This window comes from Leisingera sp. NJS201, assembly GCF_004535885.1.
Classification (GTDB): domain Bacteria; phylum Pseudomonadota; class Alphaproteobacteria; order Rhodobacterales; family Rhodobacteraceae; genus Leisingera.
In genome coordinates this window covers 687,413-713,501 of the sequence record NZ_CP038234.1, presented here as the reverse complement: position 1 = coordinate 713,501, position 26,089 = coordinate 687,413, and the positions used below count along the sequence as shown (strand labels likewise).

Below are 26,089 nucleotides of genomic sequence, written 5' to 3'. Positions count from 1 at the left end.
TTTTTTCATGAGATATTCCTTTCAATAGAAGAGCGGCGCCCACCAAATGATGGTCAGAGCTGCCACAACAAGAACCAGCGAGATCCAGAGTGCGGTTTTGGTGATGCGTGCCGAAGAAGGCTTGGCGCAGTAGGAGCCAGGTTCGCAGGTGGCTGGCCTGCGGAAATAGACTTGCCGGAAGCCGGCGCCGATGAAGCCAAGCGCGATCAGAGCGAATACCGGCTTGTAGGGCTCAAGTGCGGTCAGGTTACCAATCCAGGCTCCCGAGATACCGAGCGTGAGCAATACCAGCGGTCCGACGCAACAGGCGGACGCAAAAACCGCGCCAAGCAGACCGCCCGCGGCAAGCCAGCCTTTGCTGCTCCGGTTCACACCCGTGTCCACTTCTCCGGTTTGCTTTTCAGCAATCCTCATATTTTTCTCCTCGCGAATAGGGCTGGCACCTTGTGTAAGGCCTGTAGTAACTACAGGGGCAAGGAGGTTGTTTTCGATGCCAGATCACAAAAACGCGACATCTCTCACTCGGGGGAGTTGGCCAAAGCAACGGGCTGCAACCTTGAAACCATCCGATATTACGAGAAGACCGGCATGATGCCGGACCCGCCGCGCACGGCTGCGGGCCACCGCATCTACGGGCAGAGCCACGTTCAGCGTCTGCGTTTCATCCTGCGAGCCCGCGAACTCGGCTTTGCCATTGATGAAATCAAAGGGTTGCTTGGCCTCGTGGATGGCGGCACCCAGACTTGCGGCGAAGTGAAAGCCCTGACTGAACGCCATCTCAGCGATGTGCGCCGGAAAATTGAAGACCTTCGCAGGATCGAAAAAGTACTGGCCGCAACAGCAGGCCAATGTTCCGGCGAGGATGTCCCGGAGTGCCCGGTGCTGGAGGCGCTGGCATCTTGACCGGGACGTTTCTGATCTTTGCCCTGGCAGCCCTGGCGGAATTCGCCGGTTGTTTTGCCTTCTGGGCGTGGCTGCGCCTGGACCGGTCGCCGTTATGGCTGGTGCCCGGCATAGCAAGCCTTGTGCTGTTCGCGTATCTTCTGACGCGCGCAGACAGCGCATTTGCCGGGCGGGCCTACGCCGCCTATGGCGGCGTCTATATCGCCAGTTCTATGTTCTGGATGTGGCTGGCCGAAGGCAATCACCCCGACCGCTGGGATATAGCAGGAATGATGATATGCCTGATCGGTAGCGCTCTCATTTTGATGCCGTTGCGTAGTTAACGTCCGCCGGCAAGCAATCTTAGAAGAAGGCTGGAGCCCTTCTGTTTCCCTTGGCTCCAGCCTTCAGTTCGGAAACCCTTGCTACGCGCTGTGGAGGGGCGCCGGCCACTCAGCATTTCAGCCGCCTATAACCGTAGTCATAAACTGTAAGGATCCGCTCAGGAAAACCGCTTGTGCAGGGCGGAGTTGACCGCCTCCGACGCAAGCACAAGCACAACAATGGCCATGGTCACCGTCGCGGCCTTGTCATATTGGAACGAGCGAACGTAGGTCTGGACATAAAGCCCGATGCCGCCCGCACCGACAATGCCGAGGATCAGGCTTTCGCGCAGGTTCAGTTCGAAACGGAACACGGTGTCCCGCAGGATGACCGGCGCCATCTGAGGCCAGATCGCCCATCGCAGCTGCTGCGTGCGGCTGGCGCCAGCACTTTCCAGTGCTACCACCGGGGCGGCGGCCACATTGTCGATCGCTTCGGCATAGAATTTCGCCAGCATCCCCGTTGCATGGAAGGTGATGGCGAGGATCCCGGGCAAGGGCCCAAGCCCCACCGCACCAACCATGAGCATCGCCACCAGGATCAGCGGAATGGAGCGGATCATCGCCAGAAGGCCGCGAACCGGGCGCCAGACGGCAGCAGGCACCAAGGTCTCGGCTGCGAGAACTGCCAGCCCGGCCGACAGGATAACCGCAAAGAAAGTACCGAGGATGGCAATCCGCAGGGTTTCTGCCAGACCCCGCATGACTTCGCGCCAGATCGACAGGTCCGGCGGCATCATCCGTCCGAGGAATTCGCCCAGGCGAGGCCCTGCACCGGGAAGCTTATCCAGCCCCATATCTGCGCTTGTGGCGGACCAAAGAATGGCCGCCGCCAGCAAGATCCAAGTCAGCACCTGGCTCATCAGCTGACCACGCGCAGCCCGGCGCCGGGAACCGTGCCGTGGTAAAGTTCGGCGATGTCATCGCTGGTCACTTGAGCGGAGGGTTTGTCGAACTGCACTGCGCCGGCCCGCAGCCCCACAATCCGGTCGGCAAATCGGCGCGCCAGTTCTGGCTGATGCGAACTGAAGACGACTCCGATGCCGCGTTTGTCAGCTGCGCCTGTGATCAGGCCGAGGATCCGTTCCGCATGAGCCGGGTCAAGGTTGCTCACCGGTTCGTCGGCAAGGATCAGCCTGGGATCCTGCGCCAGGCAACGGGCAATTGCCACCCGCTGCCGCTGACCGCCCGAAAGCTGGTCCGCCCGGCGCCGGGCCAGGCCGGAAAGGCCGGTGTCTTCCAGCGCCGCGGCCACCTTGAGGTGATCCTGCTCGCCGAACCGTCCCCAAAGGGAGGGCCAGGTCCGCATCCGGGCAAGCCGCCCGTTCATCACATTCTGATAGACAGTCAGCCGGTCAACCAGCGCAAATTCCTGAAAGATGAACCCGGCACTGGTGCGCAGCTCACGCGGCGGAGCGTGCGTTGCCGAAAGCGGCACCCCCAGAACCTCGGCCTCGCCGTGCCAGCCGCGCAGGCGGCCGTCGAGCAGTGCGAGCAGGGTGGATTTTCCGGCGCCCGACGGGCCAAGCAGTGCCACCCGTTCACCCGGTGCAGCGCTGAGCGACACTTCGCGCAGCGCCGCGGCGCCGTCGAAGTGGTGGGACACTGCATTCAGGGTGAAGGCTGCTGTCATTTCAGATACCCGTAGCGCCGGGCGGTCTCGCGCACGCCTTCGTAAACGTCCCGGTCCGCCGCGATGTAGCCGTCCGGCCCATAGAGATACGCCAGCAGGTGGCGGTTGCCGGGCTCATTGAGCTGCAGCATGGTTTCGACGAACCTGGCCTGCACACCCTGATCCAAGCCGGGCCGGGCAACAACCGCGTGGCTTGGGATCTGTTCGCTTTCGGCCAGGACTTTGACTTCTGCCTGCTGATCCGGTGTCAGCAGAAGATCGGCATACTGGCTGGCGCCGGCGGCATCCACGAGGCCATTCGCCATGGCTTGCATCGCCTGCTGATAGCCCCGGCGAAGAACTTCCGGCCAAAGAAATTGTCCGCATCGGCTGCATCGGCAATGAGCCCCTCGCGCACGAACAGATCAAGCGGGTAGAGATAGCCCGACTCCGACACAGGATCGGCAAAGGCAATGTCGCGCCCTTTGAGGTCGGCCAGAGTCTCGATGCCGCTGTCCTTGCGGACAAACACGCGGCCCGCATAGCTCGGCTGCCCGCGGTAGACCTCTGACAGCAGTGGCACGGCACCAATCTGATCCTCGGCCAGAACATAAGGCAGGGCGCCCATGAAAGATATGTCTGCATCACCGTTGCGTAGCGCCTCGACGGCGGCGGCATGGTCGAAGGTCACAAACCCTGTCACCGTCATTCCCATGCGTTCGGACAGCCAGCCGGTGATTGCCCTGACGTCGCCCAGCAGCTTTTCGGGGTTTTCTTGCGGAATGAAGGCCAGTTTCAGTTCCTCACCCGCTGCCAAGGCTGGCGCGGCGAGAATTGCGGCCGATACGGCCAGAAAATTGCGGCGCGACAGCATCAGTACATCCTCTCGTCAATTTCAGCCTGCATTGCCTTGAACTGGCTCCACTGGCGGCCTGCCTCGTCCCAATCGCCGGCAGCGCTTGCATCGCCGACAGCCCGCAGGATGGCCGCGAATTTATAGATCTCCGGCTTGGAGTTTTGATTAACCATGACGCTTGCATCTGCCGCCAGATCAGGGGCGACCGTATCCACCAGAAGGGCGATATTTTGCGCATCCCGCATCGGCAGCAGCGTGTCGAGGGTACTTGCAAAGGTGGTCAGCTCTTCCCAGGACAGGCGGAACACGCTGTCGCGACCTTCAAACGCCTGATAGGGTTCCTCGCCATCTCCGACAGCCTCGAGGTAGGCGGTCAGATCGGCGCGCTGCGCCTCATCCAGCCCCAGTTTCTTGCTTGCATCGAACCAGTCCACCACGCTGGCCAGCGTTGGCAGCGACCCGTCGTGCAGATAGGGCGCAGTGAAGTTGATATTGCGCAGGGTGGGGGTTTCAAAGTGGATTGGCGTGCCGCCCGGGAAGGGCGGTTCGGCAGTGCCGATGTCGTATGTGAGACCGTCGCGGAAGTTACGCTCGGGCGTGTGGCACGAGGCGCAGGAGCGGTCTCCCAGTCCGGTAAATTCAGTGTTGAACAGTTCTTCCCCGCGCTTGGCAGCATCCGAGGCCAGATCCGTCAGCCTGCCCGCCCGGTCAATCTTCGGGTTCGGGAGGAAATCGAACTGTTTGACATAGGCTTCCAGCGCGTCCAGCTGGAAGGGTGTCGGTTCATCGCCTGCGAACTCGGTCACGATCACATTGCGGATGAACCGCCGCAGACTGGGCTCGCGCCCGTCGCGCCCGTAAGGCGCAGTAAAGCGGATGCCCCGCATCGAAGGCGTATCCAGATGGTCGTCCACCCGGTCATTGAACATCGGGTTGAAGAAGGAGCCGTCCACATCCATGCCGCCCGCGTACTTTGACAGTCCGGGGATGAAGAAGTCCCGGTTCACATCCGAACGGTTGTGGCAGGTGGAACAGGCAATACCCAGTTCGCGGGCCGGGCCGCCGAAAATTTCCGGGCTGTCGAACAGCATGTCGCCATAGGCAACCAGCGGTAGGTTTGCCTCATCCTCGCCAGCTTCTTCGAATTGCAGCACCAGCCGGGGCAGTTCCCGCTGATCGGCGATATTCGACCCCGGAGGCAAGGTTGCAGGCGGCGACACCGGCGTTCCCGAGCGCACCGCGCTTTCGGGGACCGGGGTCAGCTTTTCGCGTTCCGCATAGGCGGCAGGCAAATAATTCTCCGTAAGATAGGTTTCGAGCGTTGCACGTGCTGCGGCAAAGCGCTCTGCATCGGTCTCTTGTGCCCCATGGCCAAGCACGCCAGAAGTGCCAAGCGAGGAGTTCAGGGCGAGCCATGCCCGCCCCAGATCGCGCGCGGCCTTCGCATCGGCCGCCTTGATGCCGTCCTCGAACGCCCGGAACAGCGCTTCGGCATTGGCAACCTCATGTGCTGCGCTGGGTTGACCAAGCGCAGTCTCTGCCGCTGCCAAGTGACGCAGGATACCCTGGGCCACGGCTGCCGTGGCTGCCTCGAACAGTGCCTGGCGGTCCTGTGCTGCAAGAGCCGCGCTGATTGCGCGGGCCTCATCCGGGCTCACCCGCGACATGGCATCTTCAGACAATGCGCTGCCCGGTGCCGGTGCGGTCCAGCTGTTTTCGATTTTTTCCCAGGGAACCGGGGTCAGGTTCCCCATGAACAGTGTCAGGCGGTAAGCGGCAGAGCGCGGCGCCCATGGGGCTTGCTCAATCGCTGTGGCCCCGGCGGCCACCGGCAAAAGGCCGACTAATGCCGCTGATATGAGGTTTTTCATGGTCGAACCTACAAAAGTTAGATTTGGCTAAATTGTGTAGTTTCTTCTATGCCGTTGTCAACCCGCTTTGTTGCAGGCATACAGGGAGGCCAAACTGACATGCGATCTGATGAGCGACATGACCGAAACAGATGAAAACGCCCTCAGCCGAAGCCCAGATGAACAGGCAAGCGGTTTTGAGGCCGTACGCACGGCTCATCAAAGCGAGATGGTCGAAGATTATGTCGAGCTGATTGCCGAGTTGATTCACATGAACGGCGCAGCGCGGCCTGTTGAAATCGCCGAGCGTCTAGGCGTGACCCAGCCCACGGTCTCCAAGAACCTGAACCGCCTGAAACGGGAAGGGCTGATTCTGCAGGAGCCCTACCGTTCGATCCGCCTGACGGAAGAAGGCCGCCAGCTGGCCGAAGCCTGCCGCAAACGGCACAGAATCGTTGTGGATTTCCTTGTGGCTCTTGGCGTGTCGCAAGAGGTGGCCGAATATGATGCCGAAGGGATCGAGCACCACGTCAGCGAAGAAACCTTATCTGTATTCCACGCGTTTACCAGTGAACGGACAAAAAGCTGAGCTATTTTTGGCGCTATTGACTGGGGCGGCTAGAAAGCCCACAAAATTCCCGATGAGATCGTGCTGCCCATGACGAGTGCGGCTAATTTAGGCGGGCTTTCAGCACAGCAATACAGCTGCCCGCGCGATTGCCTTCCGGTTTTACCCCTATCAATCTGCAGGCTGGAAGCATCCGTGAGTGATTTATTGCCGGGAGACGAGGAGATCTATTGTCTACCGGCAAGAGGCATCCAATCTTCCTCGGCATGAGACGCTTTCCAAGGCTTCCGCTGGAACCGGTGTGCCTTGCATCGACTGTCATGAACCATGTCCAAACAACTCCGCGCCGGTGTGCATGTTGGCGGATGCCTCAAACTCCAGAACGGAATAGCGGATGCCATAGTGTTTTGCGAGAGACGATTTGATATCCGACTTGATCTGCTCAGCATTGGCAAGGCATCCCTCTTCGACTACCACATGGCAATCGAGCGCGACCTCGTGTTCCTGCATTTGCCAAAGATGCACGTGATGAACATCGGCAACACCGTCCACGCTCCGGATCACTTCCACGACCCCCTTGCCGTCTATGTCCGGCGGGCTGCCCAGCATCAGCGTCCGGATTGGGCGGCCGATCTCGGTCACAGCGAGGTAGAGAATGTAAAGCGCGATACCAATTGTGATCGCAGGATCAACCCACTTCATGTCATAGAGAATGATGAGCGAGCCACCGATAATTACGGCGACTGAAGCCAGCGCATCAGAAAGGTTGTGCAGGAAGAGTGCTCGAATGTTAACACTGCCTTTCTGCATCGAGTAAGTGAGCAATGCGGTTAACGTGTCCACCACTAGCGCAATGCCGCCGAGGATTACGACAGTCCAGCCCGCAACCTCGGGGGGTCTATCATCCGCATGCCCCCCTCGTAGATGAGATAGACACCAACCAGTATGAGCGTTGTGTAGTTGACCAGCGCAGCGACAATCTCGATCCGGCCGTAGCCGAAAGTCATACGCTCGTCGGCGGGCCGCCGGGCGATCTTGCGCGCGGCAAACGCGATGAGGAGAGATGCCATATCTGAAAAGTTGTGCAGCGCGTCCGCGATCAAAGCGAGGCTGCCCGCGAAAATTCCGCCGACGACTTGAGCGATGGTCAGAAGGGCATTCGCCCAGATCGCGATGGAAATCCGACGGTCTCCAGAAGCAGGATCGATATGAGCATGGCCATGATCATGCGGCATCTTGGTTTTTCTCGTGGCGGTGGTTCACTAGGCCCAGTCCCGGGATGTGCGGCACGTGCCCGGACCGTATTGCGCGGACACGAGCATTCATCCAGTGGCGGATAACTTTGCGATAGAGCCAGTCACGCAAAATTCCGAACGCCTGCCGGTGGTCCCGGTAGAATTCGTCCGGCGTGCCGAAAGTTCCAAAATCCCGGGCAATACCAGTTTTCTGAATGTAAGTGTCTCCACCTGTCCAATCGACTGGTGGCGCGCTCAAACAATTGGTTCCGGCACCATAGCCGCATAGGCTTTCGGCACCGGAAAAGGCGGCCTGGAGCGTCCCTAAGAATGCCTCGTCAAGGATGAAACCCTCGAGATTGACCCAACCTTCCTCTGTCTCGGCCTCCACCCATGAATGCAAGATCTCGTCTGGAGCAATTGGATAAACGATCTCTGGTACCACGCCCCGCTGCAGCGCCTTGTGGATCGTGAAGCCATGCAGTCGGCACCGCACACCCACTCCGCGTAAAAGCGCCATGAGCAGTGTGCCCTTGGTGTTGCACTGGCCGTAGCCGTCGGTGAGAACCCTGGAGGCTGGGATGTCATCCGCGTGGTTGTAACTAAAGGCAATCTCGTTGCGGACGAAGCCGTACACCGCGCCGATTTGCTCATGCTGGGCCAGTTCCTTCCACCCGCGGTTCGTTATTAGCCTGGCAATTGACGGATGGTCAAAGTCCAATAGCCTCGTAGGCTTAAGAAGCGGATCTGCCGGATACACTGCATTTCTCCTCGAATCTTGCAAGAAGGGGTGTAACCGCTACAGTAACTGTAGCTTCAAGCCCTAATCCTGCAATCGCTATCCAGGATTGTCAGGATCACTTGCCTTTAAGCTGTTATGTGGTCCACTCCTTTTGCAGGCTGTGAGCCTCCAGACTTCGTGCTCGCAGCGGCTGCCTTCGAAAGAAGGCATGTCAGTGCTTAAAAGCACAACGCCCCGGATAGTTGAGAGCTGCACTCATGCGCCGATTTCGTCGTGCTCCGTCAGACATTCGGCATGATCACGGAGCACCTCAAGGACCCGGCAATCAGATGTCTTGCCGCCACTGCATTCATGCACCATGCGTTCTAGCTCAGTGCGCAGCGCCTCAAGTCTGGCGATCCGCTGATACACCTGCTTCAACTGCCGCCGTGCTATAGCATCGGCTTCGTCGCAGGACCGTTCCGGATGGTCGCTCAGATCGAGTAGTTCCCGGATTGCATCCAGAGAAAAGCCGAGCTGGCGCGCGTGACGGATGAAGGATAGGCGATCAAGCTCGGCTTCACCATAGCGCCGCTGACCGCCTTCGGTCCTGCCTGGTTCGGGCATCAGGCCAATCTGTTCATAGTAGCGGATGGTCTGGACTTTGGTGCCAGTCTTCTTTCCCAAACTGCCAATCGTGAGCATACGCACCCCCAGGACGCTACAGTTCTGGTAGGTTTAATTGGGTCTGGCACTGGCCACAACTCAATTCACAGACACGCGACAAAGTCCCTCTCCTGAAAAAAAACGGTTGAACCTCTAGTAGCTGCAGGGTGTAGACGCGCAAAAAATACGTAGAATCAGAAACGGGCTGCTTGCTTTGAAGCTTAAACTCCTTCGGAAAGTTCTCTGGGCGCTGGCGGCTGTTGCGCTAATTTGGCTTTTGCTTTGGGCGGATTATCGTGCGGATCAGGCACGTGAGACGCAGTCGGCTTTCCGTGCGGCCTTCGAACTCACGGACCATCAAGGAATAACACGGACGCAGGAAGACTTCGCCGGGCGGTGGATGCTAGTCTTTTTTGGCTTCGCGAACTGCCCCGATGTCTGCCCGACGACTCTCGCTGAGGTCGCCGCTGTGATGGAAGGCCTAGGTCCGGACGCCGGGCGGATCCAGCCGCTCTTCATCTCGATCGACCCCGAGCGCGATACACCAATGACGCTCGCAGATTTCGTACCGCGCTTTGAGGCCGGCATCATCGGTCTCACGGGGACCCCGGACCAGATCGACCGGACAGCGAAGAGCTTTCACATCTTTTACGAAAAAATTGAGGAGGCCGCGGCCCCCGAAGGCTACACGATGGGGCATTCCTCACAGCTGTTCCTCTTCGATCCTGAAGGTGGCTATGTCACGGCGTGGCCTTATGGCACGCAGGCTGAGGAAATCCTATCCGATCTGAGAGAGAGGATTTCCTTATGACACTCAGGCTCACATCCGATGCGGCGCTCGCAGCCGCGTGGATCGTCGCACTAGTTTCCTCACTTGCCGTTCTGTTCATTGGCGAGGTTCTGGGGCAGACGCCTTGTGTCCTCTGCTGGTTTCAACGGGCATTCATGTTCCCGCTGGCGGTTGTGCTGGGTTGCGGGCTCTGGTGGCGGGACAGGAGGGCCGGCCGCTACGGTGTCGCGCTTTCTCTCGCCGGCGGAGCCATCGCATTGTGGCATCTCGGCCTTTTCTGGGGGCTCATTCCCGAACGCATCCAGCCCTGTACTGCGGCAGGTCCGTCCTGCACAGACCAAGGCCAGCTTGTCCTCAGCGTGCCAATCCCGCTGCTCTCGTTCCTGGCCTTTGCCCTCACCGCTGCCCTGTCAGCCGCTTCTTTGAAGGAAAATACCGAATGAACCGCCGCTCATTGATCCTTTCCGTTTCTGCTCTCGCAGTTGCGGCCTTTTCTGGCGCCTCTTGGTATGCAACGCGATCAGAGCCTATTGGGGAGGCCACTTCAGTCACCCCGGAGATTGCCGACGCTTTGATCCGGCCCTATTCGCCGGTTCTCGGTGCCGAGGACGCCCCAGTGACGATCGTGGAGTTCTTCGATCCTGCGTGCGAAGCCTGCCGAGCTTTCTACCCGGTCGTGAAGGATATTATGGCCGAACATGGCGATACAGTGCGTGTGGTGATCCGCTACACACCGTTTCACGGGGAAGCTTCGGAAGAAGCGATCCAGGTCCTCGAAGCTGCGCGCATACAGGGGGTCTTTGAGAAAGTTCTGGAAGCGATACTGCGGGATCAGCCCCGCTGGGCGTCCCACGGTGCGCCCGAGCCGGGCCTCATCCTCAATATCGCTGCGGTCGCAGGTCTCGACGCAGAAGCCGCGCGGACGCAAATGCGCCTGCCGGATATTGTAGGCATCCTCAATCAGGACCGTGCCGATGTCGAAGCCGTGGGTGTGCGCCAGACGCCGACCTTCTTTGTGAACGGCAAGCCGCTCGCTACTTTCGGCGAGGCAGAATTGCGCGCGCTGGTCGCAGCCGAAGTCGCGGCAACCAATAGCTGAGTGACAATCTGAAAGGAAACTGGCGAAATGAAACTGGTACTTCATGCGGGCTTTGCAGCACTCGTGCTGCCATTCGGCGCCGCCTCCGCCGCGCTGGCCGGTTCCGGCCAAGTAAGCGTCGAGAATGCCTGGTCGCGGGCATCTATCGGCACCAGCCGTCCCGGAGCTGCCTACATGGAGATAGTGAACGAAGGCGATGAGCCGGTCACACTGACAGGTATCAAGACTGATATTGCCATGATGCCTGAAATTCATCGGAGTTCGACGAACGAACAAGGCGTCAGTTCAATGGCTCCCGCGGGTGACGTGTCTATTGCGGCAGGAGAGACCGTCGCGCTGGAGCCCGGCGATCTGCATGCCATGCTGATGAAACTTCAGCGCCCGATGAAGGAAGGGGAGACTTTTCCGCTTTCGCTTGTTTTTTCGGACGGTGGCTGGGTAACGGTCAACGTGCCGGTTCTTGGCATCGCAGCGCGCGGCCCGGGAAACTGATGCGGCGGCGTTCAGCTCTCGGATATGGCGCGGCGGCATTTGGTGCGATTGGCCTGACACTCTTGCTGGGCTGGTGGCGTGTGGACGGCCCCGGCGCACCAGAGCCCATGGGCCAGCGGCCCTTGCCGCTTACGGCGATGGACTTCCGCCTGACTGACCACAAAGGGCAGCCTGTCGGCCCTGATACGCTTGTCGGGCGCCCGTCGATGATATTCTTCGGCTTCACCTACTGTCCTGACGTCTGCCCCACGACGCTCTCGGACATCTCAAGCTGGCTGGACATGATGGGCGAGGACGCCGAGCGGCTGAACACCATCTTTATCACGGTAGATCCCGAGCGCGACACTGTCGACGCTATGGCAGAGTATGTCGGCTACTTCCATTCGGCGATCCGCGGCTGGACCGGTCCAGAAGCGGAGATCAAGCGTGCAATCGAGGGTTTCCGCGCGACCTATGAAAAGGTAGCGGGCGAGGATGGGGGATATACGATGAACCATACGGCGAGCGTCTTCCTGTTCGACGCCGAGGGGCGCTTCGTCAGCACTGTCGACTATCACGAACCGAGAGAATTCGCAGTTCCGAAAATCCGGCGCGCAATGAAAGAGAAGCCCGGGGGAGCGACATGAGGATGAAGTGCCTGATCACCGGGCTGGCGGCCGCGGGCGGGGTTTCGGCGGCGGTCGCAGTGGTCGCCACCTCCTACTCAACAGAGCCTGTACTGCCGACCCTTGCCGAAGCTGGCGTTTGGGAACCTGCGCCCCTCACGCCGCCTCGGTTTGTGGAAGGCCCCTCTTACAGGCTTGCCCGCACGCGGCCTGGAAGTGCGCCGGACTTTCGTCCGCCGTTCCTTCCGGCCGTGGTAAGGAACGATGCTCCGCTGACTGCCATAGAACCGCCACTCATCACATGGTCACGCAAAATAGCTCCGGGTGAGACGCTTGATGCGGTTCTGGCCGAGGCCGGGCTTGCCGCCACAGACCGCGCAGAGATCGCCCTTGCGATTGGCGCAGAATACGATCTCCGCCGACTGCGCCCCGGTCACGCAATCACTGTCATATCCACGACAGATGGAAGCCCTCGCAATGTGACCCTTGTTGTCGAAGAGGGCATACGGATCGAGGCATTATTTGGAGAGCAGCTCGCCACCCGGGTTGTGGCCCCTGAACCCGAAATCGTGACCCTTGCTGGCGAGACCAGGATCGAAACCTCGATCTTCGGGGCACTGGACGATGCCGGGATACCAGCCCGGTTCGCCGTCGATCTGGCGCAAATGCTGGGCGGCACAGTGGATTTCCGGCGCGAACTGAGTGGTGGCGAGACGCTGCGCCTTCTCTGGCGCGAGGCGCGGGTTGCGAACAAGGCTGTCCGCCAGCCCGAAATTTCGTTCGCTGCATTGGACCTTGGAGACGCTCTCTATGAAATAGCCTGGCCAGAGGATGGAACCGGCAAGGCTACAATCTATCTCGACGGCGAAGTGCTGCGTGTCTTTTCCCAGCCAGTAGAGGGCGCGCGGCTAACTTCCGTCTTCGGCCGCCGCAAACACCCGGTCTTTGGCAATGTCCGCATGCACACTGGTGTGGACTTTGCTGCAGCGCGTGGAACGCCTGTCCGCGCCACTGCGCCCGGAAGTATTGCGTTTATTGGATGGCGCGGCGGCTATGGCCGTGTTGTCGAAATCGCCCATGGCGCAGACACACTGACCCGCTATGCTCATCTCAGCGCCGTGCCCGAGGGCCTTGCTGAGGGTCAACGCGTGTCGGCCGGGGATACCATCGGCCGGATCGGCGCGACGGGCACTGCGACCGGCCCCAATCTGCATTACGAGGTGCGCGTAGACGGCCGGCCCACTGACCCGCTCTCCGATGACCGGCTCGCCGAGGCCGCCGGACGCGCGACACCGGACACAGCGGCGCTTACACGCCTGAGGGCGGCACGCGCCAGGCTGGAGGAGCAGCTTGCCAGCGTGATCGCCGCGAACCCCAATGAAAGGCTTTGACCATGAAACGACCGATCGCCGCCCTGGCATGTGCTCTTGCCCTGCTCCCCGCCGCACAGGTGCTGGCCCAATCGACGCCCATTGAGGTTAAAAAGACCAATGGCTGCGGTTGCTGCCTCGCCTGGATGGAACATCTGGGGGAAAGCGGGTTTGTTCCAAGCGGAAAAAACATGTTCGCAGGGCTGCTCGTGCGGTTCAAACTCGACAACGGTGTGCCGCAGCGCATGGTTTCTTGCCACACAGGTCTCACCGAGGGTTACGTAATTGAGGGGCATGTGCCCGCGGCCGACATTCGCAGGCTCCTTGCCGAGCGTCCCGACGCAGTGGGTCTTGCCGTACCCGGCATGCCGCTCGGATCGCCTGGTATGGATCAGGGCAGCCGGCGAGAGGCTTACGATGTGTTCCTTATCAACAATGACGGCTCGACCGAAGTCTACGCCAATTACCCCGGCAACTGATCAGCACGATTGCACGCGGGCTGAGAACGGAGCTGTATTCCTCTGTGCGCCTGGCCGTTCAGGCTACCTTGCAGCCAAATCACTTGATGATCACAGACCGGTTTCGTTTCTACGGACGGAGTATACCGATGCCTGCGAGGTGATCGTGATGGTGTTTGCAATCTCGGCCTTAAATGCCGCAATTCAAGCACCATTTGCGTGACTGCCCGCCGTCGAGCGCGGTCTATGCATATATTTCGATGGGCGTCCCGTCCCGCACCATTGCATAGACCTCTTCGATCTGGCGGTCGGACACAGAGATACAGCCTGCGGTCCAGTCGCGTTTGTTCATTGGGTCAATGCCCCGTCGCGGCCCGCCATGTATGAAGATGTCACCACCCGGAGACTTGTCTTGCGCCGCTGCAAATGCGATGTCCGCCTCGTTTGGATAAGAGATGCCGATGGAGAGGTGGAACAGACTGTCAGGATTGCGCCGGTCAATGAGGTAGGCGCCTTCGGGTGTTCGTCCATCCCCCTCAAATTGCTTATGACCTTCCGGTGCAAACCCCAGCCCGACCGGGTAGGTGCGCAAAACACCCTCAGCGCCATCCAGAACAAGCAAACGTTCTGATTTGTAGAGCCGCAAACGGGTAACTTTGGGCCCGGTATAACTACGGAACTTGCTTGCACAGCCGGATAGGAGGACGGCAATGCCGCCCAGTAGAATTCTGCGTCTCGGGATTCTGTTGATCATCGCTGCTCGGTGCCATTATTGACGGCTTGTTACCACAACCCTAGTTGAAGGGCCGGCACCAAATCAATGACCATGTGCCAAAGCGCCCTTCGCCATTTGTTCACCTGCTGGCTCGCCGCCTTCCGGCGGCGACTTGTGGCGGCCGTCCGCGTTCAGAAGCCGCAGCGCATTGGCCACCACCAGCAACGACACACCCACGTCCGCAGCAATGGCCCCCCACATCGAGGCCATTCCGAATGCAGTCGCCACGACAAAGGCGGTTTTCGTCGCTAACGAAAGGCCGATATTCTGGCGGATGATGCTCATCGTGCGGCGCGAATGGGCAATCAGCCACGGCACCTTGGCAATGTCATCTGTCATCAGCGCGATGTCCGCCGTCTCGATGGCCGCGTCCGAGCCTACGGCGCCCATGGCGATGCCGTAATGCGCCCGCGCCATGGCGGGGGCATCGTTTACGCCGTCCCCAATCATGGCAACAACCGAATGGCTGTCCACCAGTTCCTCGATGGCGGTTACCTTGTCTTCTGGCAGCAGTTCAGCGCGAACCTCGTCGATGCCGACTTCGGCTGCTACCGCGCGCGCCGTGCGCTCGTTGTCGCCAGTCAGCATGACGATGGTGTTGACACCCTGTGCGTGTAATCGAGAGACGATGCCTTTGGCGTCAGGCCTGATCCGGTCGCGCAGTTCAAGAACGCCCAACACGCCCGTCTCGTCGCCCAACGCGACCAGCGTCGCCCCCGCCCCTTCGATCCGGTCCCGCAACTCATCAGGAATGGCATCCCCAAAACCTTTCTCCGCGGCGAACCGGTCAGAACCAAGCCAGACGGGCCGGTCACCCATGCGACCTTCGAGCCCGCGCCCCGGCACCGTGCGGGTATCCTCCGCAGCGGCTACTGAAACGGCGTCCCGCCCGGCGCGCTCGAGGATAGCGCGCGCTAGCGGGTGCGAGGAGCGCATCTCCAGCGACGACGCCAGCGCAAGCAGGTCCCGCGCCTCCACCATTCCAAGCGGATGGATTGCCGCAACCTCCGGTCGGCCCTCGGTGATCGTTCCGGTCTTGTCCAAGGCCAGCGCCGTCGTGCGGCCAGGTGCCTCGACATAGGCGCCGCCCTTGATCAGCACGCCCGCCCGCGCCGAAGAGGCCAGCGCCGCAACGATCGAGACAGGCGTCGAAATCACCAGCGCACAGGGACAGGCGATGACCAGGAGCACCAGAGCATTGTAGAACCAGAAGCCCCATGCGCCGCCAGCAAGTGGCGGAAGAACCGCGAGAGCGATTGCCAGTGCCATGACTACCGGTGTGTATATCCGCGCGAACTTCGCCACCCACTGTTCCACAGGAGCGCGGCGGGAATGCGCGTCGCCAACCATGCGTATGATTTTCGAAAGCACTGTGTCCGATGCCGCCTTCGTTGCGCGCACAGTGAGCGTTCCCTCGCCATTGATGGTGCCGGCATAGACTTCGTCGCCCGGTTCCTTTGGCACCAGGGCGCTTTCACCGGTGATGGGGGCCTGATCAACGGCACCTGCTCCCCCTACGACTTCACCGTCAAGCGGAATGCGGTCGCCGCCGCGCACAATGAATTTTGCATTAAGCGCCACAGCGGAAGCCGGTATGTCCGCTTCCGATCCATCGTCGTAAAGCACCCTTGCCGTGGGGGCGCGAGGTCCAGCAGCGCCGAAACTGCGTTCCTCGCACGGCCGACGCTCCAGCTCTCGAGATAGAGCGAAAGCGAGAAGAAGAAGGCGACCGTCGCGGCCTCGAAGAATTCGCCGAGGCCGATGGCGCCGGCCACGGCGACGACCATCAGGAGGTTCATGTCAGGCGAGAGCCGCCGCGCTGAGGACCACGCCTTGGGAGCGACGAGCCAGACGCCAAAGAGGATCGCAACAGCGAAGAGCCCGGCTTCGGCCATCGGCATCGGTGCCTCCCCATGGCCAGCGAACAGCCCTATAGCCCCGCTCATACCGGTCTCGACGATGTGGTAGAGGAAACCTGCTGCCCAGAAACTGCCACTCAACGCGGTGAAGCGCCATTGACGTGCCAGATGCGCCGCCTGATCCTCCGCTGCGTTTTCGGCGTCCCAGGGCTTTGCGCTCATCCCGGTACTGGCGACCAACCTGGCGACCTCTGAGTTGGATAATGCTCTTGCGGTATCAAGGATCGTCATGCGTCCGTTGATCACATCAAACGCAAGATGTCCGGTACCGCCCACATTCGGACCCACCACCCGGTTCAGAATTGCCACCTCTTCAGCGCAGTCGAGTCCGGAGATATGGAAACTGCGCCCGTTGGCAGGCGGCGGGCCTGCCGGACCAATGTCCCCGCAGGTTGAAGCACCGCCGCAGCAGGCAGATTCATGATCCTGCGTGCAGGTGCTATTGTCATCGTTACGGCGGGTTTCGAGCGGCATAGGCGGACCTTCAGATTCGACGAGATCCTTCGAACCTAATTCCTACAGCACCTAGAGCTTCAAGTGGTCAAACCCGTTTTTTCGCTAGACGCTCAAATGCGCCGTAATTGCGAGGGTCCGACCTCTGGCTTGTGGCGAAACATACCGTATGCCAGATTGCCGACGGGAAACAAAAAAGCAAACGGCAGAGGTTCAGATGCAGAAACGAAATGCGGCAATCGTGGCCACAATGCTAATTCTGGCAGGATGTTCTTCCTCTACTAGTGTCTCCGGAAACGCCGCAACGCGGGTCGGAAACGTGCCTGACGCCGTCGTTGATCTCGCGGCTCCGGGACAAAATCTTGCGTCTGCACGGCTTCTGCCTGAAGACGGCTGCTACTGGTATGAGCATAGCGGGCCAGTTGAAACCACGTTACTGCCGCTTAGAACAACGGCGGGAAACCCGATCTGTTCGAAACCGGCGGCATAGTACAGATCAAGAGACCTCCGCCTCAACTCTGCGCTGTGATGCCGTCTTCGGCCTCGTATAGAAAGGCCGTCGAACCAGGTTCCACGTTTGGGTAGAGATCGTTGATATGCGCCATCACCATTCGGACGCATCCTGAACTTGCCCTGCCACCGATCGAACGCGGCCATGGCGTTCCATGAATACGCAGGTAGGTATCGCGGTTTCCGACATACAAATAGAGAGCGCGGGAACCTAACGCGTTCTTCGGGCCTGGTTCCTGCCCATCTGCATACTGGGAATAGGCCTCCGGGTCGCGTTCGATCATGGATTGAGTAGGCGTCCAATGCGGCCACTCAACTTTTCGCCGGATGGTGTAAGTGCCAGGTTCGTACAAATTGCCACGGGCTATGGCCACACCATAGCGCATGGCAGTTCCCCCCTCTTCAATGTGGTAAAGGTATCTCGCAATGGCATCGACATGGATGTCCCCCGGCACCAACCCGTCGTTTGCAACGACCCGGGTGGGAAGGAAACGTTGGTGCAGCCCCCATGGATTAGACGTTGCCGGATCATAGTTTGGCGGTGTGATTTTAGCGTCCCAAGTTGCCTTCTGTGTGGCAGTCGGCCAAGATCCGGCCCACACCGGTTCTGCGATTGCAGTAGAGAACAGTGCTGACGAACTTGCGACAAAATGGCGTCTCGTAATCATATCTGAGATTTTCTCCTGTGCCCTTTGATAGCTTCAAACTACCCCACTCCGATAAGATCTACAGCTACTAAAGGGTCAAGGGGTTTCCGAGGCCATCGTAGATTTCTGGACCGAGCTATTTTTGCTTACTGTCCCAACCTGGCAAGGCCTCCGTGGGTAGGGAAAATTATTCAGTTCATCACATGGAGGTTTCTAACAGCGAAGTTGAATGGCAGATTTCGGCCCATTGCGCCACGCGGCGGCTTCGATGGCAGGGCGAACATCGGCTGCTCAAGTCACGGCTCGTTCAAGTATTCTGACCTTCGAGACGGGGAAGATGTGCCAAAATCGTTCAGAGCCGTTTTGAGTGCCTATGACGCGTCCCGATATCATGCCGATTGACACGCAGACCATCGTTATAGACGTGGCGCAGCTCTTGTGCCCTACCGGATAAGTCTTGACCCTCCAGCGCCGGAACGCTGCATTGTGTCTGTCAATGAACCGGAAGCTGATCATTGATGTCCCTTTTTATACGGGCGAAGCGGACTACGGCCAACTCGCCCGGAACGTTCATGCGCTGGATCCAACCGCGAGGATTGACTGGTTGGCCGACTGCCGGCTTGTGCAAATAGAATGCACCTGTGATTCCGGCCTTGTGCTCGTGGCGGTGGAACAGACAGGTTTGATCCCAGGATCGATGCTAGGAATTTGACAATCATTTGGCTGTTAGCCGATCCGCCCGAGGACTGGAAAAACATCCAGCAGCCAGTAGGACAACGCGGTGAGCTGCCCGGTCATCATCGCCAGTCCCATCACAACCATGACCGCGCCCGCGGCCTGATGCAGGCGGCGCCCGACCCGTCTGGCGCCGCGCAATCGGCCGACAAGCCGATCGGTGAAACCCGCAACAATCAGGAACGGCGCGCCGAGGCCTGCAGAATAAATCGCCAGTAGCAAGACCCCTTGCCCAACCATGGCGCTCGCCGCACTGGCGGTGAGGATCGCGCCGAGAATTGGGCCAATGCAGGGGGTCCAGCCGAAGCCAAACGCGAGGCCCAGAACATAGGACGCGGCCGGCCTGCCGCCGGGGACGTCGAGATGGAACCGAAGATCCCGTTCCATGGCGCCGATCCGCGCCGCGCCGATCATGAACAGCCCGAACAGAATCACGATGCCACCGCCAACGAGGTTGAGTTCATAACGCCACCGCAACAGTGCCTGACCCAGGGCCGTTGCCGAAGCCCCGAGTGCCATGAATATCGTTGAGAACCCGAGCACGAAGCAGAGGCTGAGCCAAAGGGTCTGAGCCTGGCTGACCTCTTCGACATCACCAGCAGTGGCTGGAAAGCTGCGATGAGCGTGCCGCGGTTGCGAGCGGATGCTGCGTCAGCAAACACCCGAAAAGGCAACGGCTGCAAAGTTCCGCACTGTGTGAGTTGTGGCAGGGATGGTGAAAGTTAGTTTCTGATCTCCCCGGCAGCTTCCATCCGACGGGTCGGCACGTTCCTGAAGTCTGCCCGCATCAAAAAATGCCGGATCCTGGTTCCGCATTGAGCATCGCCGCGCCAATGGTTCAGAAAATCACCCGCTTCGGAAAAACACACCCCAGTACTAATTTTTTGCTCTTCCACGTCCTTCAAAAGAAGCTCCGTCGCACGCCTATCCGGCGTCCCCCGTCCCCAATGCACGTGCCGGTCAAGCCAGCTATTTCGGGCCCGGCCACCTTCAGCCCGGTCATTGGATTAAGTAAGAGAACTCAACAAGTACCGCCCTTTCCCCTTCATGGAGTGATTGACGTACTGCCAACGTGATGATGAATGAGGTCAGCCAGTGCAGCTCCGCATGCTCAAATGAGAAGATCAGGACAGACTGATGCAAGCAAGCGGGGCTTTCCAGCAGGGAACATCCGCTGACCGGGTGCGGTAGGCCTACTGCGAGCAAACCTGTGCAAAATCCGTGCAAAGGGGTACGTGTAGTCTGGTTTTTCCGATTGTTTTAGAGGTGTTATCTGTTGGGTGCATGCCCCTTAGCAGGGGAGCGCCTTCGACCACTCGGCCACGTCTCCGTCGACGCGTATAGCCCAGCAAGTCACGGGGGTACAAGGCCAATTCTGCCTCAGGCCGGTTTTTTTTCGGAACAGCCGGAACCTGTTGGAATGGCACAGAATAGCACTCTGCGGCACTGGATTTGGGCAAGATTTGGTCAACTTTTACCCGCCTTCAAGGAAGCGGAAAGGCTTCTAAAAGCGCCGTTTTTGCTGCCGCCAGCCTACAGATCCAACCGAACAGGTTTGGCGGGAAGGCAGGCATCAGATTTCTTGCAAACGTATCACCTGCGGTCGAAAGGCAACTGTCCCGGCTCCGGCTTCCGTGAATGCGGACATGAACACACCTCCTTCGGTGAACGGAGGTAGAGCATGTCACAGCCAGACCAAAAAGATCAGATCCCGCAGGCAGCAGCGGGTAGGAAGTCCGGCGCAAGCGAACTGCGCCAAATCGCACGGGCCTTACAACTCTTCCCTCCGCCCCAGTTCAGCATCTTTGACCTCGTAACGCGCTGGCAATGCAGCCGGTCATCCGTCGAAAGGTTCAGAAAGAAATACCAACTGAAATCTTCCGGCCCCGCCGACGAGCATCCGCGCTTCGATCTGATCGATATCCTTAGAATCGAAAAAATTCCGGACCCCGAAGCTGCTTGGGCACTTGGTTCTGACGATGACCGCAGGATTTTCTCGGCCCCCCTCCTCAGTATTGAAGATCTCCAGCTCCTCGACCCCTGTCTTTCGGACCGCAGTCTGGAAACCTTTCGGCGGCGGGCGCGAGCCGGAAAACGCGCCGCATTCAAGCTTGGAAACCGCTGGCTGTTCCGGCCGGAAATTTCCGATCTCGAACGGCTGCGCCTGCTCACCCCCGGTCATCCGGGCGGAATGTGACGACATGTTCCATCAATGCCCAAACCCCGCATCACCGCACGACAGTGACGAAAACACTCAAGCGGGTTCACATCGGAAATCCGCCCGACTGGTTTCGTCATCCGTGTCCACAACCCCGTCAACAAGCATTTTTTTCGTCATCACGCTCACCCGACGAAGCACGACACTTTTCCATGAAGCGTCGTTTTCATCGCCCTCGCAGGAGAAAAAACAGTGACCTACCAAGACACAACCGCATTGCCCAAAATTACCCTTTCCGACGCCCGCGCAGCCGTTGAGGCCGGAGAAATCGAAATCCCCTGGAAAGACTCCAGGTGGAAAAAAATTCGCGGATCGCTTACCACCGCCACCCGCGTTTACCGGGTGCTGGCCGGTACAGCATCCGATCGGCAAATCCTTTGCGATCCGGATGAATTGAGGACCCTTGCCGAACCCTATTTGAAATCGAAATCCACCCCGCCCAATTGCAAGTTTCCCAGCTTCGAGTCGTTTTATGCGTGGCATTCTCAAACCAAGAGTTTCTTTGACCTCATCTCCGGACGCCGCGACATGCATTTGCGGCGGAAAGCCTCGGATGATAGCGGCAGCCGGCTTCTCCAGTTGCTCGGAGGCAAGGACGGCAAGGAGCCGATCCTCTCCGGCGCGGAAATCATTCCGGTCACAAATTTTGACAGGCTTTGCAGAGAGCACCGGATCGAAATCCGGACTGCAACGCCGTCTTGGTTGCGAAATGCTCTGGTGCAATTGCCGTCAGAGCAAGTGCGGTCAATGAAAGATGCGGCCGCTCAATTAGACCAGTTCCACGAAGACGCAAGAATTCCGTCCGAGCTTCTGCCGCCGGAACGGTTCGGCAGCTTGTCCGATGTGCGCTACGCTGGGTACTGGGAGACCCCGGCGGTTCACCCTGAATTCGCCGAGGAACGAGATCGATACCTCGATGACCGTCTCTCCGGAAACCGGTGTGCTCGCCTTGGTTCGAAGAATGTCGAAATCACGACCCGCAACAAAATCAGCCCAGCCCGAGCCAAATCACTGCGCCAAGCCATCGACTGGTTTCACCACGGCCTGGTTGCCGGCAATCTCGTCGACCTGGAGCGGCCATTCCCATGGAATACCGTGGCCGATCCAGCCCTCCTCAATCACATTGTCGAGCTTGATGTTGCCGGTGCAATGCATCGATCGACAAATGAGGAAACACGGGCAAACCGGATCAAAGCGGTCGTGACGTTCCTGGATACGGTATTCCAAGGATACAGATCCGGGGTCGATACGGCATTTTATGAGCACTCAGAGCTAAACAGACCATCTAACGCCGAAAATGAGAAGGCAAAGTGGAAACGTGAAACTACCCTTTCCTTCGTCGACAGCCCCGCTTTGCAAGCAATCTTCTACGGCATGCCTGGGCGGTTTTTTTCCGAAGCCCGAGAACTGGTCCAGCGATGGGATGAAATCGGACCGGTTGCCGGGAAAGGGCGCCTTTCGAAATTGCAGGGCCGCGCGCTCGACCTTTCCATGCTCGCCGTTGATCTCGCAATCACAACACGTTTTCCTCTGCGTCTGGCGACACGGATTAAACTGAGATCTTCGGGTCCGGCTCCGCACATTGTTCTTCCAGAGCCGTCTTCAAAGAACCCTCTCCGGGTTCATGTCCCCGGACACATCGTCAAGAACGACCGATTGTTCTCCGGTGTGCCGCTGCTCAAGTCAAAGACGGTGGATCCAGCGGAGATCATCAGCTGGTATCTGCGCGAGGCCCATCACCGCGTGGTCGAACACAAGGTCCGCGGAGAAAACAGGAATCCGAACCTGCTTTTCGGAGGTATCTCACGCGAGCCAATGGCGCGCAAGTTTCAACGCTACACCGCGGAAGCAGGCCTTCGGCTCGATGCGCATATGGTTCGGCACCTTGCGGGGTCGGTTCTTTACGCGCGCGGGGTGAAGACCGACTTCATCGCGGAACTGCTCGGAATAAGTGAGCATACCGTACTTAACAATTACGTCGACATTGAGCGGGCAAAACTCATGCAACAAGCCGCCGACGAAATCGCAACCATCTACAGGGAGTTGGGATTGTGAGCTGCAAAAAACAGGACGCCCCTCAGGGCTGGCCGGAAAAGTGGCAGCGCGCACTGGAGGCCGCGCTTGCCAACGCCAAAAGCAAGCAAATCCGGAGGCAGACTATCTATGCCGCACGGCGCCATGTCAGCTATTGCAAGACATCTGGACACGGCTTCCTGGAATTCGAGACCCTCATCGCGCACCGGGAACAAATGTGGGCATCAATCTCTTATTCGGTTGCGAACAGCTATGCCAGTGCTCTGGCCCGGATCGCCCTCGAAGGAGATAATGCCACACTTCGTGATCAGATACGCGAACACTTCATCGACACCCGCAGCATCGAGGAAATGGCAACCGAGCCATATATGCCGCACCAAATTCGGAGACTGGCCCTGCGGGCTGTTGAGGCCGGCTCGCTGACGCGCCAGCATATCTTGGCACTCGATCTCTACGCGCGTGTCATCGACCGTGAGGGCGCTCTGCCCAAAGACCCCAAGAGGGTTGCCGAGGCATTTTGGTTTCACCCGCCTGCAAAACTTCGGCAATGCGCAATCCTTGGATATGCGGCGCATGCACTTGACATGCTACTCCCCGGTTCCCCCGACGCCGGGCTTCTCCGCATCACCCAAAGGTCAATCAGGCAAGCGCGCAATCCCGTCAGAAAGGCGAGGCGTGACATCCCGGCCGATATCGAAAAACTGGTGGAGAGTGCCCGTCAGAAAAAACGCGGTTCCCGCGGCCGGCGCTATTCTGAACGGACGAAGAATGCGCAAAGGCAAGCACTCTTCATTGTCCACGATCTGCTTGCCGCGTCAGGCCAATCCTTCCGCCTTGATCGGGAAGCGCTGAACATGTTTGCGGATCATGCAAACAACCAGTTTCTCGCTCAACGCGCTGGCAGTGGCGGCTGGAGCGCTGTCTATATCGCCCGCACTCTGGAAAAGCTGGCGCTGTTTGTTGAGGATGTTTCACTGAAACAAGATATTTTGCACGATGCACGGGACTATCACGTGGAAGCTGCGAAAGAACCCAAGCGCAAGGAACGTATTCTGGCGGAAAAGCCGGTTACGCTTCCGGCCCTTTACCTGAAGGCGCGAGACCTGGCTGCTAAAGCTGAGAACGCAAGTGCCAAGAGCCGCAGCCGGCTGTCGAATACGGCAGCCGTTCTGGTACTGCTCTGCTTCTACCCCTTGCGACGGGCAGACGTTATCCGGTTGCGCTTTGGCCATGAGTTGCATCGCGTGTTAACCGGCTGGTGTCTCACCGGCCTGCCAACACAAAAGACAGGTATGCTGACGGAACCCCTCCGCCTTCCACCTGAAGTCACGCCAATTCTCGACGCTGCTTTGCTGCAAGGAGACGACCCGGACCATCTGTGGCCGGCTTACGAGCGGCGAACGGGGCAATGTCTTTGGTCCGATTGGAAAACTGGGCAGCCGCATTCCAGAAGTTTGCTGACGCAGCATTTCCAGAACCTGGTCGGGTACTCTCCCCACCTTTTGAGAACCATTTGGGCTGACCATTTGGTTGCACAAGGCGCAGACCGTTTGAAGGTTTCAATCGTGCTGCAGCACAAGTCTTTGATCTCCCAGGAGGAGTACGAGGTTCTTGCAGCGAAACTCAGGATCACTCTGGCGGTTGAGAAGCTCGTTGAGATTGCCAGCGAAGTCGAATGAACCCATCGCACTGCCCCCACCGCCCTAAACAAAAAACAGGCGCTTATCAAATTGAAGGAAGGTCTGAAGCTGCCTTTTTTTAACGGAAGCACTTCGGATTTTGAGATTTAGCCAATCTTTACTCCGGGAGGTGCCTCAACGGCCTTCTCCGGCACAAACAAGAAAGAGGAAAACCTCCCGCGTGGCAGAAAATTGGCATCCCTTCTGGCTGGAGAAACCTGGAGTATGGGCGGTGGATTTCAGGGTCGGCGGCAAGCGGTACCGCCGACGCCTGCCCATCAAAGACATCAAGATGCAGGCTCTGGCCACCAGGTTGGCTGAGGGCATCTACCGAGACGCATGGGCGGAGGAACTTGCTCCGTCTGCTTCGACAAAAAAGGTTACCTTTGCTGAAGCCGCGGACCTGTATGTACAGGCCGGGGGGAAGAACGCTTTTTACCAAAACTCGTGCATCACTTTGGCAAGACAAGACTTGCCAACGAAATCGACGAGATAGAAATCGCCAAAGCGGCAAAATCTATCTACCCTAACGCCCGGCCTGATACACTCAGGCGGCAGGTCCGTGTCCCAGTCAGAGCCGTCCAGAATTTTGCGCAGGGAAAACGCCGGCAAAAATCTTTCGACGTCCGGCGAACTCGGTGGCTCAGCCCGGAGGAAGCCGAGCGGTTGCTTGTTGCAGCCGCAAACCCGGAAGACGCAGGTCTGCGGGACCGGCAAAAGCAGACATTGCGAAAAATCGCCTTCATGCTGGGGACAGGTGCGGGACCAGGAGAAACCATGTCTTTGACGGCCTCGGGCTGGGATCCAGAGACACGGGAATGGTGGCTGCCGGGGACAAAAACGGTTTATCGCGCACGCTATGTTACTTTGCCCGAACGGGTGGTCCAACTGATTGGTGAGATTCCCGGATCCGGGCCCGCATTTCCCGCACCAAATGGCGAAGCGTATATACTAAGGGACAACCGCGGCGGACAAATGGCCGTCGCATTCAGCAAAATTCGTAAGGCTGCCGGTCTTGGCCAGGACGTCGTGCCTTACACACTTAGGCACACTTGGGCGACCTGGTTCTACGCTCAAACAAGGGACTGGGCTGCTCTGCTGGATCAGGGCGGCTGGAGCCGGTCCGACACTGCAAACAGATACCGCAAACTCGCCCCGAAAAACCTCGGTAACAAACTGTTCGCGCATGGCTGGGATTTTCGTGCAGATCCAGGAAAGCCGGTGAAGTTCGGAGAACTGATTTCGGTCTCGCCCAGCTTCAGGAACACGAAAAAGTCCCCAAGGGACAGATCCGAAAAATAGGGGGCTGCTCTTTTAGATTTGCAGGCAAACACGGCGCAGGGAGATGCAATGCCTCCTGTACTGACAGCAATGTCCGCCAGAAAATCCAGAGGCAGCGCTGGCTGGGTTGTGTGGCCTCGGGCATTGGCGTTCGATAGCCCCGGGCGCGCTTGCGGCCGCGCCGTTGCTTCACCGCAAGTGCCCTCCTTCACTAACTTCTGACGTCATCAGCAAGCGTCCGTAGATTGATG

The 26,089-nt window shown here is 59.0% G+C and carries 25 protein-coding genes and 3 pseudogenes; 16 read left to right on the top strand and 12 right to left on the bottom strand.

From position 1 onward, the window contains the following. Positions 1-21 precede the first annotated feature (21 nt). On the bottom strand, positions 22-414 hold the full coding sequence (locus tag ETW23_RS03495) for a mercuric transporter MerT family protein (protein WP_134829133.1): 393 nt from the start codon (positions 412-414) through the stop codon (positions 22-24). 117 nt (positions 415-531) lie between these two features. Between ETW23_RS03495 and ETW23_RS03490 the strand changes: the two genes are divergently transcribed. Continuing rightward, positions 532-903 (top strand): helix-turn-helix domain-containing protein, encoded by a 372-nt coding sequence (locus ETW23_RS03490; RefSeq protein ID WP_254695134.1) that lies wholly within the window; start codon positions 532-534, stop codon positions 901-903. Then, a complete protein-coding gene (locus ETW23_RS03485; RefSeq protein WP_247676742.1) occupies positions 900-1,226 on the top strand; it encodes a YnfA family protein in 327 nt (108 codons plus the stop codon). Before ETW23_RS03490 ends, ETW23_RS03485 begins: the two co-directional genes overlap by 4 nt. A gap of 158 nt (positions 1,227-1,384) precedes the next feature. Here ETW23_RS03485 and phnE read toward each other — a convergent pair whose 3' ends face one another. From phnE to ETW23_RS03465, 4 genes and pseudogenes are all read right to left on the bottom strand, one after another. Further along, positions 1,385-2,119 (bottom strand): phosphonate ABC transporter, permease protein PhnE, encoded by a 735-nt coding sequence (phnE, locus tag ETW23_RS03480; RefSeq protein ID WP_254695133.1) that lies wholly within the window; start codon positions 2,117-2,119, stop codon positions 1,385-1,387. Between the two features lie 8 nt (positions 2,120-2,127). Further along, complete coding sequence (locus ETW23_RS03475) at positions 2,128-2,898, bottom strand: phosphonate ABC transporter ATP-binding protein (RefSeq protein ID WP_134829130.1); 771 nt, start codon at positions 2,896-2,898, stop codon at positions 2,128-2,130. Then, a pseudogene (locus ETW23_RS03470) lies at positions 2,895-3,751 on the bottom strand (phosphate/phosphite/phosphonate ABC transporter substrate-binding protein). The gene ETW23_RS03475 and the pseudogene ETW23_RS03470 overlap by 4 nt, the downstream one beginning before the upstream one ends. Next, positions 3,751-5,604 carry a cytochrome c peroxidase gene (locus ETW23_RS03465; RefSeq protein ID WP_134829129.1) on the bottom strand — a complete coding sequence of 618 codons (1,854 nt, stop codon included), beginning with the start codon at positions 5,602-5,604 and terminating at the stop codon, positions 3,751-3,753. The pseudogene ETW23_RS03470 and the gene ETW23_RS03465 overlap by 1 nt, the downstream one beginning before the upstream one ends. 109 nt (positions 5,605-5,713) lie before the next feature. Between ETW23_RS03465 and mntR the strand changes: the two genes are divergently transcribed. After that, positions 5,714-6,172, top strand: coding sequence for a manganese-binding transcriptional regulator MntR (gene mntR, locus ETW23_RS03460; protein WP_134829128.1), 459 nt, complete (start codon positions 5,714-5,716; stop codon positions 6,170-6,172). A 297-nt stretch (positions 6,173-6,469) separates the two neighbouring features. Here mntR and ETW23_RS03455 read toward each other — a convergent pair. The 3 genes and pseudogenes from ETW23_RS03455 to ETW23_RS03445 form a co-directional block, all read right to left on the bottom strand. Continuing rightward, positions 6,470-7,386 (bottom strand): annotated as a pseudogene (locus tag ETW23_RS03455) (cation diffusion facilitator family transporter). Further along, complete coding sequence (locus tag ETW23_RS03450; RefSeq protein ID WP_134829127.1) at positions 7,376-8,146, bottom strand: transglutaminase family protein; 771 nt, start codon at positions 8,144-8,146, stop codon at positions 7,376-7,378. Before ETW23_RS03450 ends, ETW23_RS03455 begins: the two are co-directional and overlap by 11 nt. Positions 8,147-8,383: 237 nt before the next feature. Further along, on the bottom strand, positions 8,384-8,812 hold the full coding sequence (locus ETW23_RS03445) for a helix-turn-helix domain-containing protein (protein ID WP_027236534.1): 429 nt from the start codon (positions 8,810-8,812) through the stop codon (positions 8,384-8,386). Positions 8,813-8,987: 175 nt separating this feature from the next. Here ETW23_RS03445 and ETW23_RS03440 point away from each other — a divergent pair, with 175 nt between their 5' ends. From ETW23_RS03440 to ETW23_RS03410, 7 genes are read left to right on the top strand one after another with little or no spacing between them, the layout of a single operon-like run. After that, positions 8,988-9,584 carry an SCO family protein gene (locus ETW23_RS03440; protein WP_134829126.1) on the top strand — a complete coding sequence of 199 codons (597 nt, stop codon included), beginning with the start codon at positions 8,988-8,990 and terminating at the stop codon, positions 9,582-9,584. Continuing rightward, positions 9,581-10,006 carry a disulfide bond formation protein B gene (locus ETW23_RS03435; RefSeq protein ID WP_134829125.1) on the top strand — a complete coding sequence of 142 codons (426 nt, stop codon included), beginning with the start codon at positions 9,581-9,583 and terminating at the stop codon, positions 10,004-10,006. Before ETW23_RS03440 ends, ETW23_RS03435 begins: the two co-directional genes overlap by 4 nt. Beyond that, positions 10,003-10,662: a thioredoxin domain-containing protein gene (locus tag ETW23_RS03430; protein ID WP_134829124.1), complete on the top strand. Its 660-nt coding sequence runs from the start codon at positions 10,003-10,005 to the stop codon at positions 10,660-10,662. Before ETW23_RS03435 ends, ETW23_RS03430 begins: the two co-directional genes overlap by 4 nt. 27 nt (positions 10,663-10,689) lie before the next feature. Next, positions 10,690-11,154 (top strand): copper chaperone PCu(A)C, encoded by a 465-nt coding sequence (locus ETW23_RS03425; protein ID WP_134829123.1) that lies wholly within the window; start codon positions 10,690-10,692, stop codon positions 11,152-11,154. Next, on the top strand, positions 11,154-11,780 hold the full coding sequence (locus tag ETW23_RS03420) for an SCO family protein (RefSeq protein WP_134829122.1): 627 nt from the start codon (positions 11,154-11,156) through the stop codon (positions 11,778-11,780). Before ETW23_RS03425 ends, ETW23_RS03420 begins: the two co-directional genes overlap by 1 nt. Continuing rightward, on the top strand, positions 11,777-13,150 hold the full coding sequence (locus tag ETW23_RS03415; protein ID WP_134829121.1) for a M23 family metallopeptidase: 1,374 nt from the start codon (positions 11,777-11,779) through the stop codon (positions 13,148-13,150). The genes ETW23_RS03420 and ETW23_RS03415 overlap by 4 nt, the downstream gene beginning before the upstream one ends. Before the next feature lie 2 nt (positions 13,151-13,152). Further along, positions 13,153-13,608 carry a DUF411 domain-containing protein gene (locus tag ETW23_RS03410; protein ID WP_134829120.1) on the top strand — a complete coding sequence of 152 codons (456 nt, stop codon included), beginning with the start codon at positions 13,153-13,155 and terminating at the stop codon, positions 13,606-13,608. A 223-nt stretch (positions 13,609-13,831) separates the two neighbouring features. Here the strand turns inward: ETW23_RS03410 and ETW23_RS03405 are convergent, their stop codons facing one another. Together ETW23_RS03405 and ETW23_RS03400 are read right to left on the bottom strand one after the other, a co-directional pair. After that, positions 13,832-14,341: a murein L,D-transpeptidase family protein gene (locus ETW23_RS03405; protein WP_134829119.1), complete on the bottom strand. Its 510-nt coding sequence runs from the start codon at positions 14,339-14,341 to the stop codon at positions 13,832-13,834. Positions 14,342-14,404: 63 nt separating this feature from the next. After that, a pseudogene (locus ETW23_RS03400) lies at positions 14,405-16,755 on the bottom strand (heavy metal translocating P-type ATPase). Positions 16,756-16,984: 229 nt separating this feature from the next. Between ETW23_RS03400 and ETW23_RS25685 the strand changes: the two are divergent. Further along, positions 16,985-17,224: a hypothetical protein gene (locus ETW23_RS25685; protein WP_245596825.1), complete on the top strand. Its 240-nt coding sequence runs from the start codon at positions 16,985-16,987 to the stop codon at positions 17,222-17,224. 22 nt (positions 17,225-17,246) lie between these two features. Here ETW23_RS25685 and ETW23_RS03390 read toward each other — a convergent pair whose 3' ends face one another. Together ETW23_RS03390 and ETW23_RS03385 are read right to left on the bottom strand one after the other, a co-directional pair. Beyond that, positions 17,247-17,912, bottom strand: coding sequence for a L,D-transpeptidase (locus tag ETW23_RS03390; protein ID WP_134829118.1), 666 nt, complete (start codon positions 17,910-17,912; stop codon positions 17,247-17,249). Positions 17,913-18,617: 705 nt separating this feature from the next. Next, on the bottom strand, positions 18,618-19,271 hold the full coding sequence (locus ETW23_RS03385; protein WP_134829117.1) for a cytochrome c biogenesis CcdA family protein: 654 nt from the start codon (positions 19,269-19,271) through the stop codon (positions 18,618-18,620). 1,036 nt (positions 19,272-20,307) lie between these two features. Here ETW23_RS03385 and ETW23_RS03380 point away from each other — a divergent pair. The 5 genes from ETW23_RS03380 to ETW23_RS03365 all read left to right on the top strand — a co-directional run bounded on the left by ETW23_RS03380 (position 20,308) and on the right by ETW23_RS03365 (position 25,859). Further along, on the top strand, positions 20,308-20,823 hold the full coding sequence (locus ETW23_RS03380) for a hypothetical protein (protein ID WP_134829116.1): 516 nt from the start codon (positions 20,308-20,310) through the stop codon (positions 20,821-20,823). Between the two features lie 213 nt (positions 20,824-21,036). Beyond that, complete coding sequence (locus ETW23_RS03375) at positions 21,037-22,899, top strand: site-specific integrase (protein ID WP_134829115.1); 1,863 nt, start codon at positions 21,037-21,039, stop codon at positions 22,897-22,899. Beyond that, complete coding sequence (locus tag ETW23_RS03370) at positions 22,896-24,557, top strand: hypothetical protein (protein WP_134829114.1); 1,662 nt, start codon at positions 22,896-22,898, stop codon at positions 24,555-24,557. Before ETW23_RS03375 ends, ETW23_RS03370 begins: the two co-directional genes overlap by 4 nt. 181 nt (positions 24,558-24,738) lie before the next feature. Then, entirely contained in the window at positions 24,739-25,053 is a 315-nt protein-coding gene (locus ETW23_RS25015) for a hypothetical protein (RefSeq protein WP_167738068.1), read from the top strand. Between the two features lie 170 nt (positions 25,054-25,223). Then, entirely contained in the window at positions 25,224-25,859 is a 636-nt protein-coding gene (locus tag ETW23_RS03365) for a tyrosine-type recombinase/integrase (RefSeq protein ID WP_167738067.1), read from the top strand. The last annotated feature ends 230 nt before the right edge of the window (positions 25,860-26,089 follow it).